The sequence below is a fragment of the Agrobacterium sp. CFBP2214 genome (genome assembly GCF_030209895.1).
GTDB lineage: Bacteria > Pseudomonadota > Alphaproteobacteria > Rhizobiales > Rhizobiaceae > Agrobacterium > Agrobacterium radiobacter.
Window position 1 is genome coordinate 183,165 of the sequence record NZ_JARVRC010000004.1, and the last position, 14,623, is coordinate 197,787.

The 14,623-nt window shown below is 61.7% G+C and carries 14 protein-coding genes; 7 read left to right on the top strand and 7 right to left on the bottom strand.

Annotated features, from left to right (window positions below):
• Positions 1-27: 27 nt before the first annotated feature.
• The 6 genes from QRN60_RS13400 to QRN60_RS13425 all read left to right on the top strand — a co-directional run bounded on the left by QRN60_RS13400 (position 28) and on the right by QRN60_RS13425 (position 6,096).
• Entirely contained in the window at positions 28-1,077 is a 1,050-nt protein-coding gene (locus tag QRN60_RS13400) for a sugar phosphate isomerase/epimerase family protein (protein WP_060726718.1), read from the top strand.
• An 11-nt stretch (positions 1,078-1,088) separates the two neighbouring features.
• Positions 1,089-2,258, top strand: a complete 1,170-nt coding sequence (locus QRN60_RS13405; protein ID WP_060726719.1) for a Gfo/Idh/MocA family protein — start codon at positions 1,089-1,091, stop codon at positions 2,256-2,258.
• A gap of 124 nt (positions 2,259-2,382) precedes the next feature.
• On the top strand, positions 2,383-3,237 hold the full coding sequence (locus tag QRN60_RS13410) for a sugar phosphate isomerase/epimerase family protein (protein ID WP_060726720.1): 855 nt from the start codon (positions 2,383-2,385) through the stop codon (positions 3,235-3,237).
• A 148-nt stretch (positions 3,238-3,385) separates the two neighbouring features.
• Entirely contained in the window at positions 3,386-5,071 is a 1,686-nt protein-coding gene (locus tag QRN60_RS13415; protein WP_060726721.1) for a GMC oxidoreductase, read from the top strand.
• On the top strand, positions 5,071-5,631 hold the full coding sequence (locus QRN60_RS13420; RefSeq protein WP_031233468.1) for a gluconate 2-dehydrogenase subunit 3 family protein: 561 nt from the start codon (positions 5,071-5,073) through the stop codon (positions 5,629-5,631). Before QRN60_RS13415 ends, QRN60_RS13420 begins: the two co-directional genes overlap by 1 nt.
• Positions 5,632-5,700: 69 nt before the next feature.
• Positions 5,701-6,096: a c-type cytochrome gene (locus QRN60_RS13425; protein WP_031233466.1), complete on the top strand. Its 396-nt coding sequence runs from the start codon at positions 5,701-5,703 to the stop codon at positions 6,094-6,096.
• 70 nt (positions 6,097-6,166) lie between these two features.
• Here QRN60_RS13425 and QRN60_RS13430 read toward each other — a convergent pair whose 3' ends face one another.
• The 3 genes from QRN60_RS13430 to nirK form a co-directional block, all read right to left on the bottom strand.
• Positions 6,167-6,868, bottom strand: a complete 702-nt coding sequence (locus QRN60_RS13430; RefSeq protein ID WP_020809046.1) for a Crp/Fnr family transcriptional regulator — start codon at positions 6,866-6,868, stop codon at positions 6,167-6,169.
• Between the two features lie 149 nt (positions 6,869-7,017).
• A complete protein-coding gene (locus QRN60_RS13435) occupies positions 7,018-7,935 on the bottom strand; it encodes an SUMF1/EgtB/PvdO family nonheme iron enzyme (protein WP_003504636.1) in 918 nt (305 codons plus the stop codon).
• Between the two features lie 111 nt (positions 7,936-8,046).
• Positions 8,047-9,189, bottom strand: coding sequence for a copper-containing nitrite reductase (nirK, locus tag QRN60_RS13440; RefSeq protein ID WP_020809044.1), 1,143 nt, complete (start codon positions 9,187-9,189; stop codon positions 8,047-8,049).
• Between the two features lie 236 nt (positions 9,190-9,425).
• On the opposite strand from nirK, the gene QRN60_RS13445 reads away from it, so the two are divergent.
• Complete coding sequence (locus QRN60_RS13445; protein ID WP_020809043.1) at positions 9,426-10,658, top strand: NnrS family protein; 1,233 nt, start codon at positions 9,426-9,428, stop codon at positions 10,656-10,658.
• 82 nt (positions 10,659-10,740) lie between these two features.
• Here QRN60_RS13445 and QRN60_RS13450 read toward each other — a convergent pair whose 3' ends face one another.
• From QRN60_RS13450 to QRN60_RS13465, 4 genes are all read right to left on the bottom strand, one after another.
• Positions 10,741-11,274, bottom strand: coding sequence for a DUF2249 domain-containing protein (locus QRN60_RS13450; protein WP_020809042.1), 534 nt, complete (start codon positions 11,272-11,274; stop codon positions 10,741-10,743).
• A 78-nt stretch (positions 11,275-11,352) separates the two neighbouring features.
• The gene (locus QRN60_RS13455; RefSeq protein WP_020809041.1) at positions 11,353-11,658 is read right to left on the bottom strand and encodes a DUF2249 domain-containing protein; all 306 of its coding nucleotides are present in this window, start codon (positions 11,656-11,658) and stop codon (positions 11,353-11,355) included.
• Positions 11,659-11,804: 146 nt separating this feature from the next.
• Positions 11,805-13,703: a nitric oxide reductase activation protein NorD gene (locus QRN60_RS13460; RefSeq protein ID WP_020809040.1), complete on the bottom strand. Its 1,899-nt coding sequence runs from the start codon at positions 13,701-13,703 to the stop codon at positions 11,805-11,807.
• A gap of 72 nt (positions 13,704-13,775) precedes the next feature.
• A complete protein-coding gene (locus QRN60_RS13465) occupies positions 13,776-14,588 on the bottom strand; it encodes a CbbQ/NirQ/NorQ/GpvN family protein (protein ID WP_031233464.1) in 813 nt (270 codons plus the stop codon).
• Between the last annotated feature and the right edge of the window lie 35 nt (positions 14,589-14,623).

A 14,623-nucleotide genomic window follows, 5' to 3' on the forward strand; every position in this document is an offset into this window, starting at 1 on the left:
AATTGTGAATGCAAGGAGTGTAAGGACATGAAGACGATCAGAGGCCCGGCGATTTTCCTCGCGCAATTTGTCGGGGATAAAGCTCCCTTCGACACGCTCGACAATCTCGGCCAATGGGCGGCTTCCCTCGGTTACAAGGGCATTCAGGTGCCGACCGATCCCAAGCTCTTCGATCTCGAGAAAGCCGCCGCCTCCAAGGGCTATTGCGACGATATCAAGGGCCGTCTGGCCGAGATTGGCGTCGAAATCACGGAGCTTTCGACCCATATTCAGGGTCAGCTTGTGGCCGTTCACCCGGCCTATGATGAAATGTTCGACGGTTTTGCACCGGCCGAACTGCGCGGCAAACCGCAGGCGCGGCGGGAATGGGCGGTCAACCAGCTGAAGTGTGCGGCGAAGGCGTCGCAGCATCTTGGCCTCAAAAGCCATGCGACTTTCTCCGGTGCGCTCGCATGGCCGTTCGTTTATCCGTGGCCGCAGCGTCCGGCTGGTCTTGTCGAAATGGCCTTTGCTGAACTCGGCAAGCGCTGGACACCCATTCTCGATGCTTTCGAGGAGAATGGTGTCGATCTCTGCTATGAACTGCATCCGGGTGAGGATCTGCACGACGGCGTCACCTTCGAGCGTTTTCTTGACGCCACCGGCAATCATGCACGCGCCAACATCCTCTACGATCCCTCGCATTTCGTGCTGCAGGCAATGGATTATCTCGATTTCATCGACATCTATCACGAGCGTATCCGCGCCTTTCACGTCAAGGATGCCGAGTTCAATCCGACGGGCCGCTCGGGCGTCTATGGCGGTTATCAGAGCTGGGTCGACCGGCCGGGGCGTTTCCGTTCGCTGGGCGACGGGCACGTGGATTTCGGCGCAGTCTTTTCCAAGCTCACCCAATATGACTTCGACGGCTGGGCGGTGCTGGAATGGGAATGCGCGCTGAAGCACCCGGAAGACGGCGCGCGTGAGGGCGTAGCCTTCATTGAAAACCACATCATCCGCGTGACCGAGCGGGCTTTCGACGATTTCGCCAAAAGCGGCGTCGATGATGCCGCCAATCGCCGCCTTCTCGGACTTTGAAAGGGATAGCCATGTCCTCCGTTACAAAAAAATTCGATGGCCGCCGCATCCGTCTCGGAATGGTCGGCGGCGGTCAGGGCGCTTTCATCGGCGCAGTGCACCGCATCGCCGCCCGGCTGGATGACCGTTACGAACTCGTGGCCGGCGCACTTTCCTCCGATGCGACGCGTGCTGCCGCTTCGGCAACGCTGCTCGGCATCGCGCCGGAGCGCTCCTATGCCTCGTTCGAGGAGATGGCGGCGGTTGAGGCCGGTCGTGAAGACGGAATCGAGGCGGTCGCCATCGTGACCCCCAACCACCTTCATTTCGCCCCGTCCAAGGCCTTTCTCGAGGCCGGGATCCACGTCATCTGCGACAAGCCGGTGACCGCGACACTGGAGGAGGCGAAGGAACTGGCCAAAATCGTCGGGGCATCCGACAGGCTGTTCATTCTGACGCATAATTACACCGGCTATGCCATGCTGCGGCAGATGCGGGAGATGATTGCCAGTGGCGATATCGGCAAGCTGCGTCACGTCCAGGCCGAATATGCGCAGGACTGGCTGACCGAAGCGGTTGAAAAGACCGGGGCGAAGGGCGCGGAATGGCGCACGGACCCCAGCCGCTCCGGCGCGGGCGGGGCAATCGGCGATATCGGCACGCACGCTTTCAACGCTGCCGCCTTCGTCACGGGCGAAATCCCCAGCAGCCTTTATGCGGATCTGACCTCCTTCGTGCCGGGCCGGCAGCTGGATGACAGCGCCAATATTCTCTTGCGTTATGAAAGCGGCGCCAAGGGCATGCTCTGGGCAAGCCAGATCGCGGTCGGTAATGAAAACGCCCTGTCGCTCCGGGTCTATGGCAATAAAGGCGGGCTTGAATGGCACCACCGGGTGCCGGATGAGCTGTGGTTCACGCCTTATGGGGAGCCGAAGCGGCTGATCACCCGCAACGGTGCGGGCGCGGGAGCTGCCGCCAACCGCGTCAGCCGCGTGCCGTCAGGGCACCCGGAAGGATATCTCGAGGGTTTTGCGACGATCTACCGCGAAGCCGCAGATGCAATCATCGCCAAAAGGGAGGGAAAAACAGCCGCCGGGGAGGTGATTTACCCCGGCATGGAGGACGGCCTTGCGGGTCTCGCATTCATCGATGCCGCCGTTCGCTCCAGCCAGACCTCGACCTGGGTCAAAATCGACATCTAGGTCGCAGCCTATCGGAGGAGACGACGCAGGGCACCGGAGGCTGTGCCCGGCACCTGCCCGGTCAAGGAGACAGGGAAGGGTGGGCGTGTCGTCACATTGATCAAACGGAAAGGGAGTTACGCGTTTGAAAACGTTCAAGTCAAAACTTGCAGGCATGGCATTCGTCGTCGGACTGGCGGCCGGTTTCGCAAATCCGGTTTTTGCCGATGACAGCAAGACGCTGCCGATCGCCGCGCAGATGTATACCCTGCGCAATTCCGGAACGCTGGAAGAGCAGCTTGCCATCCTCAACCGCGCAGGCGTTTCCGCCGTGGAAACGGTGGACATGCAGAAGGTCAGCGCCAGCGAACTGAACACGCTTCTCGAAAAGCACAAGATCAAGGTCATTTCTTCGCACGTGCCGATCGACAAGCTGCGCGGCAATCTCGACGAGGTCATCACGGAGCAGAAGGCCGTCGGCAATCCGGTCGTGACCGTGCCTTTCCTGAAGCCGGAAGACCGTCCGAAGGACGCCGCAGGCTGGACCGCCTTGGGCAAGGAGCTCGGCGGATATGCGGACAAACTGTCTGCGGCAGGCCTCTCCATGGCCTACCACAATCACGACTTTGAAATGGTCAAGTTCGACGGCAAGACGGCGCTTGAACTGCTGCTCGATGCGGCAGGCCCGAAACTGCAGGCCGAAGTCGACGTCGCCTGGGTGGCGCGCAGCGGCAATGATCCGGCAGAGTTCCTCGGCACATTGAAGGGCAAGGTTTTTGCCATCCATGCCAAGGACAATGCGCCTGCGGGAACGGCGGAAAACGAGCGCGGCTTCGCCACACTCGGCACCGGCACTCTCGACTGGAAGACGATCCTGCCGGCGGCAAAACAGGCCGGCGCAAAATGGTTCATCCTTGAGCACGACCTTCCGCTCGATGCCGAAGCCGTCGTGACCAAGGGCAATGCGTTCCTGAGCGAACGCCTGCCGACCATTCAGTAAACACTGCCAGTAAAACCAGAACCGCTCCCCGGCGGCCGGTTCGCCGGGGCGCATGAGGTTCGACAGACACATAACCAGTTTCCGCCGCGTCGCGACGGGAAGCGTTTTGTCCTGTCGTTTTTTCCAAGCTCACATCGGAGGAGTTATCATGGCAAACAATCATTATGATGCGATTGTTGTCGGCTCGGGCATCAGTGGAGGCTGGGCCGCAAAGGAACTCACGCAAAAGGGCCTGAAGGTCCTGATGCTGGAGCGCGGCCGCAACATCGAGCACATCACCGACTATCAGAATGCCGACAAGGAAGCTTGGGATTACCCCCATCGCAACCGCGCCACGCAGGAAATGAAGGCGAAATATCCCGTTCTCAGCCGCGATTATCTGCTGGAAGAGGCAACGCTCGGCATGTGGGCCGATGAGCAGGAAACGCCCTATGTCGAGGAAAAGCGGTTCGACTGGTTCCGCGGTTATCATGTCGGCGGCCGCTCGCTGCTCTGGGGCCGTCAGACCTATCGCTGGTCGCAGACCGATTTCGAGGCCAATGCGAAAGAAGGCATCGCCGTCGACTGGCCGATCCGTTATGAAGACGTCTCCCCCTGGTATGATTATGTCGAGCGCTTCGCCGGCATTTCCGGCAGCCGCGAGGGGCTGGACATTCTCCCTGACGGCGAATTCCTGCCGCCCATTCCGCTCAATTTCGTGGAGCAGGATGTGGCCAGCCGGCTGAAGAAGGCGTTCAAGGGCACGCGCCACCTCATCAATTCGCGCTGCGCCAACATTACCCAGGAACTTCCCGATCAGGAGCGCACGCGCTGTCAGTTCCGCAACAAGTGCCGGCTGGGCTGTCCCTTCGGCGGCTATTTCAGCACGCAGGCATCCACCCTGCCTGCGGCGGTCGCCACCGGCAATCTCACTTTGCGGCCTTTCTCCATCGTCAAGGAAATCCTCTACGACAAGGACAGGAAGAAGGCGCGCGGCGTCGAGATCATCGATGCAGAAACCAACCTGACCTATGAATACACCGCCGACATCATTTTCCTGAACGCCTCGACGCTGAACTCGACCTGGGTGCTGATGAATTCGGCCACCGATGTCTGGGAAGGCGGGCTTGGCAGCAGCTCAGGCGAACTCGGCCACAACGTGATGGACCACCATTTCCGCATGGGCGCGACAGGCCAGGTGGAAGGTTTCGAGGACTTCTACTTCAAGGGCCGCCGTCCCGCGGGTTTCTACATTCCGCGTTTCCGCAATACCGGCGACGACAAGCGCAAATATCTGCGTGGTTTCGGGTATCAGGGCTCGGCCAGCCGTTCGCGCTGGGAACGGGAAATCGCCGAGCTCAATATCGGAGCCGATTACAAGGAAGCGCTGACCGAGCCGGGCGGCTGGACCATCGGCATGACCGCTTTCGGCGAAATGCTGCCCTACCATGAGAACCGCGTGAAGCTCGATCATGAGAAGAAGGACAAATGGGGCCTTCCGGTCCTCTCCATGAATGTCGAGATGAAGCAGAACGAACTCGACATGCGCGAAGACATGGTCAATGACGCCGTCGAGATGTTCGAGGCGGTCGGCATCAAGAACGTCAAACCCTCCAGGGGCAGCTATGCACCCGGCATGGGCATTCACGAAATGGGAACGGCCCGCATGGGGCGCGACCCGAAAACCTCCGTCCTCAACGGCAACAACCAGGTCTGGGATGCACAGAACGTCTTCGTGACTGATGGTGCCTGCATGACCTCGGCTTCCTGCGTCAACCCGTCTTTGACCTACATGGCGCTGACGGCGCGTGCCGCCGAATTTGCCGTTTCCGAACGCAAGAAGGGGAACCTATGATGAACAGACGCGAACTGCTGAAACTGATAGCCATTGCCACCGGCCTTCCGCTGATCGGCGCGGATGTCCTGACGGCCGCGGAAAATGCTGCCAAGCCTGCCGGCGCTGGCCATGTCTTTACACCGGAGGAAATCCGCTTTCTGGACGAAGTGGCGGAGACCATCATTCCCCGCACTTCCACGCCCGGTGCGAAGGATGCCGAAGTGGGTGCATTCATGGCCGTCTATGCAGCCGATTGCTACACCGACGAGCAGCGGGCGCTCTTCCTTTCGGCAATTTCGGACATCGAGAAGCGCAGCCAGACCGAACACAAGAAGGCCTTTCTGGAGCTGACGGCGGGAGAGCGACAGGCGCTGCTTTCGGCGCTGGACAAGCAGGCCAAGGCTGAACAGACACCGGCGAAACCGCACGCCTTCACGCTGGTCAAGCAACTGACGCTGCTCGGCTTCTTCACCTCGAAGATCGGGGCCACGGAAGTTCTCGTCTACGACGAGATTCCCGGTGGTTTCGAAGACCGCATTTCCTACAAGAGGGGCACGCCTGCCTGGGGCACGACCTGAAGAGAGAGCTGTTGGCCCGTCCGCATTTGCGGGCGGGCCGCATTCATACGGCAAGACAAGGATGACATGATGCGCAAGACACTCATCATCGCGGCGGCTATGCTGACCGCAAGCACCGTTCCCGCTCTTTCGGAGGGCGATGTTGCCAAGGGGGAGGCGGTCTTCAAGCGCTGTTCCGCCTGTCACGCCATAGGCGGGGGCGCGAAAAACAGGGTCGGCCCACAGCTTAACGGCATCATTGGCCGTGCGGCGGGCGGCGTGCCTGACTATACTTATTCGAGTGCGATGAAAAAAGCGGGCGAGGACGGTCTCGTCTGGACGCCGGAGGAATTGCGGGATTTCCTGAGCGCGCCAAAAAAGAAAATACCCGGAAACAAGATGGCGCTGGCCGGCATCAGCAAGCCGGAAGATCTGGACAATCTCATCGCCTATATTGAAAGCGCGGCCTCAAAGCCGGTTGAGTGAGAGCCGGGGGCTACCCGGTCGAGGCCCGCCCTTGGCGAAGGCCAAGCACATGGAGGCAGGCGCCTCCACTCTACACCTGGCTGGCTTCGCCTTCCGCCAGCTGGGCAAGGCCCGGCAGATTGCAGACCAGAAGCTTCTGCCGCCCGCCCTGCACCAGCCCCTTGGTCTCCCAGCTGCTGAGAATGCGCGAAACGGTGTGCAGCGTCGTGCCGGTCATTTCGGCGATATCCTGACGCGAAATCGGGAAGTCGATGCGGATGCCGTCCAGCTCCTTGCGGCCCGCCTGCTGCGAAAGGCGCAGCACGGCATGGGCCACCCGGCGCTCCACTTCCTGCGTCGACATTTCGCGGATGCGCGTATGGGCTTCCTCGAGACGCTGGCCGATTGTCTGCATGGCTGAGACGGCAAGATGCGGGTTCTGCTCGACGAATTGCGGCCAGAGATCGGTTTGCCAGGACAGGATCACGCTTTCGGCAGCCGTCGTTGCGGTACCGGGATAATCGGCCCGCTGCAGCGCCCTTGCGAAACCGAAGAGATCGCCGGGATGCACCACGCGCACGATGATCTGCTGACCGTCATGGGTCACCTGCGTTACCTTCAGGCGGCCGTGGATGAGCAGGAAGAAATGCGTGGCCGGCCGGCCCTGCTCGAAAATGGCTTCGCCCGCCGGCACTAGCCGGGATGTGGCGTGGGTCAGCAGTCCGTCCAGCTCATCGTCGGCCATCTTGGCAAACAAGGCCAGCGACCGGATGACGCTTCGGTCAATCTTCACTTGCACCCTCTCCGGTGGTCGGCCGCCGCCACGGTTCCCGCAATGGGCAATCGGGTATCGGCCTTTTCTGTATCTTCACAATACAGCACTATCACCGGTGGAAGAAGATCAAATGATATAAATCAACTAATTGTTTTAATTGACGATTATCAAGAAATGAGAGCGGCTGCGCGAAGCTTTTCGAGAAGCGGTGCATACCAGCGCGTATCCTTCACGAGCCGGAAACCGAGATTATCAGGCGGCACGCCGACCGCGCAGCCGCCGCTTTTCGGGTTTTTGACGAAGGCGCTCATCGCCGCACGGTGTTTTCCCGAAGCGACGGGAATACCGCAGGAGGCGACGGTATCCAGCATTTCGCCATCCTTGCCAAGCGTCACACGCCGGCTGCAGCTCGAGGTCCATTCCCAGACATTGCCGCCGAAATCGGCAAGGCCATATTCGTTTTCGCCGAAGCTGCCATAGGATTGCGGAACGGGATTGCCCGAGGCCTTGCGGCTGGTCTGCCGCTCATAATCCGCCAGCCAGCGCAAGGCCGGGTTTTCACTATCGGCAGCTACGCCAAGCGTCTCGTCCGGAAAAAGCGAGCCGGCGGCAAAGGCCAGTTCAGTATCACTCGGCAGGCGCCAGGTGGTGCCCGTCCGCTCGCTCAGCCATGCGGCATAGGCATGGGCATCATCCTGGCTGATGCCGGTTGCCGGTATCTCGCCGCCGACCGCAGCGGCAAAGCCGGGTTCCGGCTGCTGGCAGCCGCCTTCGGCGACGCAGCGCGCATAATCCGCGCTCGACACCTGATATTTCATGATCGTCAGATTTTGCCGCATCGTTACGTCGACCATCGGCCCATCGACGGCATAACCATTGCGGAAATATTCGCCTTCCGCCCGGTAGGTGAAACTGCCAGCAGGCACGGTAACGACCTGCGGCGGCGCCATGGCTGCGCGCGGATCAGTGCCGCTGCGGATGATCCCCGACTGGAAACCGATCGCCGTTGCCAGCAGCGTGGCAAGCGAGAGCGGCAAAAGGAGCGAGACGGCATTTGGAAAATGGCTGTTGCCGGGAATGCCCATGGGAACCTGCCTGCGTTTTGGGAACGCCAAAGTTCGGGCCTGCCTTCAGGCCGTAGAGAGCAGAAAGGAAGCGCGCCGCACTCTGTTGGCGGCGGCGCGCTTCCGGGCGCGTTAGATGCTCGACGGAGCGAGCACCGCTTGCATCAGGCTATTGTTCCACTCACCCGTCACCTTGAAGTGGGCCGCCGCGCCCAGCTCGAAGGCTTCAATGAGGTTGTGGTTGACATAGGCATAGATGCCGGGCTGCTCGAAGGTATAGAAGGCCGCGCCCGCCGTGCCGCCGGGGATGAACCAGGTTTCCTGGTCGAGATCCGGCGGGTTGCGGAATTTGCCCGTCGCCCAGACATAATCGCCATGGCCGCCGATGAGGTGCGGGCGGGTATCGCGGTTCGCCTGCGAATGCACGATCAGCACCTTTTCGCCCACGGCGGCCTGAAGGGCGTGTTCCCCCGTCAGGGCGCCGACTGCGCCGTTAAAGACGATGTGGCTTGGCGTCAGCTTGCGCATGACTTCCAGCGTATCGGCCATGGCGTCGCCGGCGCTTTCATATTTCTTGAAACTGCCGTTCTCGTCGCGGGGGATGTAGAAGTCCTGTTCGCCGACATAATAGACCTTGTCATAAACAAGCTCCTTGCCGTGGCCGTCCGTCAGGCCCTCGCGCGGCAGCACCATGATCGCGCCATTCATGCCCGAGGTAACGTGCCACGGCACCATGCCGGGAGGTGCGCAGTGATAGACGAAGACGCCGGCCTTGGTGGCCTTGAACCGCAGGATCGCCTTTTCACCGGGGTTGACGATGGTGAGCCCGCCGCCGCCGAGCGCGCCGGTGGCCGAGTGGAAATCGATATTGTGCTGCAGCTCATTGGTATCGGGGTTGATGAGGGTCAGTTCGACATAGTCGTCCTGATGCACCACCATCAAGGGGCCGGGAACCGAGCCGTTGAACGTCATGGCGTGGACCTCGGTGCCCTTGTCGTCGAGGACCATTTTCTGTTCCTTGATCGTCAAGGTGAACTCGACGATCTTCGGTCCGCCTTCGGCTTTCTGCGTATGGGCGTGCACGAAGGGCGGCTTGACGAGATCAACCTTTACGCGAGGAAGCGCTGCAATCTCCGCGCTCGTCAATGGCTTGGCTGCGGCCTTCTTTTCCTCTGCCGCGCTCGCCGCCGATGGTATGACCATGGGGGCTACAGCCCCTGCAAATGCTGCGCCTGCGAGAATATTACGCCGTGTGATGTGGAAGGTTTCCGTCATCATATTTCTCCTGTCCCTCTTAGGGCAGAGCATGTTTCGCTCTGTCACAGCATTTGTAGCGGAGGGGCGGAAATACAATTTGAGATGGAGCAAACTGCGCGTCGGGCCACCTGCGACATTTTGGCAGGCGGTTACGGCTTCATGCGGAGGCGTCACACCTCCTCTTTGCCTGTTCGCAAAGAAGCGAGACGGGCTTGCGTCTAGACATATGTCAAGACCAAACGAGGAGCATTATAATGAGTGGTAGCCAAACCGTTCTCACCGAAGGGCGCAGCCGGCCAAAGGGCGGCATTCCAAGGGGGCTGGCACGCACCGGCCCGGTTATCTTTTCTTACGGCTTCCGGCCATTTTTCCTCGGCGGCGCCATCTGGGCCATCGTGGCGATGGTGTTGTGGATCGCAGCCCTTTCCGGCCTTGTCGACATCGGCGGAGATTACGGTGCGCCGAACTGGCATGCCCATGAGATGCTGTTTGGTTTCGCTTCGGCGGTGCTGGCCGGCTTTCTACTGACGGCTGTGCCGAACTGGACGGGGCGGCTGCCGGTGTCGGGCAAACCGCTGGTCTGGCTGTTTGCGCTCTGGTGCGCGGGCCGGATTTTCCTGCTCGTGCCGGACACGGTGGGCGTGGTCACCGCCGCAGCCGTTGACGGACTTTTCCTGCCGGCACTTCTCACGATCTGCGCGCGCGAGGTCATTGCCGGGCGCAAGTGGAAGGACCTCAAAGTGCTGGGCGGGCTATTGGCGCTTTCCGTCGCCAATATCATTTTCCATGTGGCGGCGATCGAAGGCGACCTGAGCCAGATGGCGACCCGCCTTGCCGTTTCGGCCTACACCGTGCTCGTCATTATCGTCGGCGGCCGGATCGTGCCGAGTTTTACCCGCAACTGGCTGAACCGTTTCGGCCGCACGGATTTCCCCGTGCCCTATAATGGCTTCGACACCGCCGCCATCCTCACCGGCATCGCGGCGCTGGCCGTCTGGACGGTAGAGCCCGAGAGCATGGTGGCCGTGCCCACGGCACTTCTGGCAGCTTTCATGCACGCCGTGCGTCTCATCCGCTGGCGCGGCTGGACAACCTGGCCTGAGCAGGTGCTAGTAGTGCTGCATGTGGCCTATGCCTTCATCCCCGCCGGTTTCATCGCCATTGCGCTGGCGGCTCTCGATGTCATGGACACGCGGTCCGTCCTGCACATCTTCACTGTCGGCGTCATCGGCTGCATGATGCTTGCGGTCATGACGAGAGCAAGCCTTGGCCACACCGGACGCAAGCTTGCGGCCAGCAGGGTCACTATTGCCGCTTATGTGGCGCTGATCACCTGCGCGCTGCTGAGACCTACAGCCGAGTTCTTCCCCGGCGCCATGATGCATCTTTACGCCTGCTCGGCGCTTCTCTGGATCGTGGGTTTCGGTCTCTTCTGCGTTGAATACGGGCCGATACTGATGCGTGAGCGCAAACCGCTGAAAGCGTAGTCGGGTTCGTTGCTAAACCGCCAAAACGAAACGCCCCGGAAGCAATTTCCGGGGCGTTTCGCTATCGAGGATACCCGATGGTTTAATGTGCACCGGCCCCGGCGCGGATGAAGATGCGAAACGCCGTGCGCGCCTCGTCGAAATTACCGGCCCATTGATGGCCCCGGGCCAGAAGCTCCGGGTAGAGGAAGGTCGGTTCCTGCGGCATCAGCACGAAGATCACGGCACCCGGGGGAAGACGGTCAAGTGCGGCAAGCGTACGGCTCGTCTGACCCTCGGTCGCCTCGTCGCTGAGATCGAGATAGGTGACCGGGTCGGGCCATATCTGCGGCTCCTCTGCGTTGCCCGCAAGCGCCGGTGAAACGGAAATCTGCTCGGCTTCACTGGATTGCGGCGTAAACAGCACTTCCCAGTCGCCGCCGCCGATTTCCCGGACCTGATGGTTAAAACCGCGCTCGGCCATCACCTTGAACAGCGGAACGGGCCGGAAGGTGGCCAATAATCGCAGCGCCTCACCCGGCGCAAGCCCGGCCACGGCTTCCATGATTGCCGGAAAGGGCTCGCCGCCGCTCTGCAAAAGCGGCCGGACATCGAGTTCCCTGATCATTTCCGTCATTGCTTCACCTCGTTAGTCGGCTGGCGGCGGCACGAGCCGTCCGCCAGAGGTCTTTTCACCATGCCGCAGGCGCTGGGGTCAATGCTCGGATCCGCAGCAGCATTCGCAACCGGACATATCGTCCTCGGAGCCTTCGGCCTGTTCTTCCAGCCGGCTGATATCGAGACGCCAGACTTCCGGACCCTGTTCGAGATATTCCCAGCCGAATTCACCGGGGAAATTGGTGGCAAGCTGGTAAAGCAGCGGACGGGGATCGTGATCGCTGGTGATCTGCAGCGATTGCCCTTGAGCCAATGCGCTAAGCGCGCCGAAAATGCGCGGATGGCGTTCGCGGTGCGGAATGATGCGCACATCGATATTGGTTGCAGTTTGGGCTTCGGACATAGGCTGGCTCCACGGCCGCGGATGAAACTATGTCCGGCGGTGCGGCCGGCCGGCGGACTGGAAAAACCTATCCGCCGTGCGGTTGGGAGACATTGTCGCCGCGCAAATAAACCTGAGATTCGTCAGGTCTGTTTGCGCGACACGCTTCAGCCGGCAAGGCTGCGATAGATTGCCGGCAGCGCCGATGGCAGCTTCGCTATCCTGCTGACGATGGCATAACCGTTCTGGCCGAACATGGCCGGAATATAGGATTGCGCCTTGCTGTCGACAGTCACCCCGAAGACGCTGACGCCCGAGCGCCTTGCCTCGGAAACGGCGCGGCGGCTGTCCTCGATGGCGAAGCGACCTTCATAATGATCGACATCATTCGGCTTGCCATCCGTCAGCAACAGAAGCAGCTTGCGGCGCTCCGGTCTTTCATGCAGCTTGGCGCTGGCGTGGCGGATGGCGGGACCGATGCGGGTGTAGAAGCCGGGCTTCAGCGCCGCGATGCGACGCTCGATAGTGTGGCCCATCGGTTCATCGAAATCCTTCACTGTCTCCACTCGCACCCAGGAGCGGCGGCGTGAGGTGAAGGTCAGGATCGAGTGACTGTCGCCGCAGGCGGAAAGCCCGTGGGCAAGCACCAGCAGCGCTTCCTTTTCCACGTCCAGCACTCGGCGATTGTCGAACCAGGCGTCGGTCGACAGCGATACGTCGACGAGGATCGTCACGGCAAGATCATGCGCCTGCGGGCGGCTTGCCATATGAATGCGGTCGCTGCCCTGTCCGCCGGCGGCGATGTCGCTTCTGGCGCGCACCACCGCGTCAAGATCGAGATCGTTGCCGTCAAGCTGGGCTCGCAGCATCTCGTGACGTGGCCTCAGCACCTCGAACTGCCGCCTGACCCGGCGGATAAGGCTCTTGGTGTCCGGGTCGGGTTCCGACGCCGTCTCGGCACCCTTCGCAGGGGAGGCGATGACCCGGCAATGGTCGGCGAGGTAGGTGCCACTGCGATAATCCCATTCGGGATAGGTCAGTTCCGCCGTCAGCGGCGTATGATCCAGCGCTTCGGGCGGCAGGTCGAGATCGAAGCGGAAGCGGGCGGAAGGCCGTCCCTTTCTTTCTCCCAGCGTCATGTCGTCCAACTCGTCGGCCGCACTGCCGTCGGCATCGTCGCTGTCGTCACCGGGACGGTCGACATTGACCATCTCGGCCATGGCAAGGATTTTTTCGAAACGGTTGAGGATGAAGGGGCTTCGCTCGGTCTGCCGGTTCTCCGCCTTTTCACGCACGGCGATATGGCGGGCCGCTTCCGCCCCCTGCGGCGCGGCGCTCGCCGCCGGCTGGTCTTCGCCCTGCCGCGCCTCGGAGGTTTCGCGCAGCAGCGTGTCCGGCCAGAGCGGAACCGGCAGGATGGGCAGGTAGCGCGGCGGCGCCTTGGCCGGGAAGCCGGCGGGTGGTGTGTGGCCCTCGATCCCCGCCGCTTCCGCCAGCATGGAGAGCACCCGTTGTTCCACCTGCTGCTCGGCCTGCGGCAGCGGCCGCTTCTGGCGCACCGCGAGCAGGGCAGCGCAAAGCCGGCGATAACGGGTCTTCATTCCGGGGAAGGCATGGATGACGGCTTCCGCCAGTTCTGCGGCGCGGTCGAGCCGGACAAGATCGTTGCGCAGCGGGTCGGCGGCCACGACCGGTTGAATCGGCATCAGCGCCATGGCGGCAGCGAGCCAGAGATAAAGATCGCGGTTGAGGCGGCGGTCGGGAAACAGATCGAGCACCGGCGGCAGCATCAGCGTGGCATGATCACGGCCGGGCTGGGCCAATTTTTCTTCGCCAAGGCCCATGCGTTGGCGAAGCCTCAGCCGGTGCGTGGAGGTGCGGGCGCGGGCCGGGGCGATCTGCACCGCATGTTCACCGCCAAAACCGCGGAAACAGATGGCCAGCACGGCCTGCATATCCTCCAGCTTCACGGCATGATCCGGAAAGCGCAGCCATGTGCCGGTTTCGCCGATCAGCCTGTGCCAGGCGCGGCCGACGGTTTCTTCCAGTTCCAGAAAGTCCAGCATGGTTTATCCTCATGGCATCGAGCCGGAATGCGCGGGCCTCGCCGCGCATTCCGAGATGGATATAAATGCGCCCTATCGGATGATCGCATCCGCGACTTCATGCAGCGCGGCCTTTACGTCAGGCTCGTCGGTCAGCGGCTCGATCATCGCCGCGCGCACGGCCTGGCGGGCGGGAAGGCCGGTATCGATGAGGCTGGCGCAATAAACGAGCAGGCGGGTGGAGACGCCCTCTTCCAGATCGTGGCCTTTCAAGCCGCGCAGCCGGTGGGCGAGATCGACGAGCGGCTCGACATCGCGCGCATCCAGCCCGCTTTCATGCGAAACGACGGCAATCTCCTGCTCCTTCGGCAGGAAATCGAATTCGATGGCGACGAAACGCTGGCGGGTGCTGGGCTTCAGGCTTTTCAGAAGGTTCTGGTAGCCGGGATTGTAGGACACGACGAGCATGAAGCCGGAGGGCGCTTCCAGAACCTCGCCGGTGCGCTCCAGCGGCAGGATGCGGCGGTCGTCGGTAAGCGGATGCAGCACTACGGCCACATCCTTGCGCGCCTCGACGATCTCGTCGAGGTAACATATGCCGCCCTGGCGCACCGAGCGTGTCAGCGGGCCGTCCATCCACACGGTTTCACCGCCTTTCAGCAGGTAACGGCCGGTCAGGTCGGCGGCGGCAAGGTCGTCGTGGCATGAAACTGTCGAAAGCGGCAGGCCGAGTTTCGCCGCCATATGGCTGACGAAACGGGTTTTGCCGCAGCCTGTCGGGCCTTTCAGCAGAAGCGGTAATTGCCGCACCCAGGCGCTTTCGAACAGCACGCATTCATTGCCGAGCGGCGTGTAGAAGGGGGCATCCGGCAGGGGCGGCGGTGTCGGGCGGAAGAGGGTATTCATGGTCATCTCCATGTTTGATGGTAAGGAACCGGCTC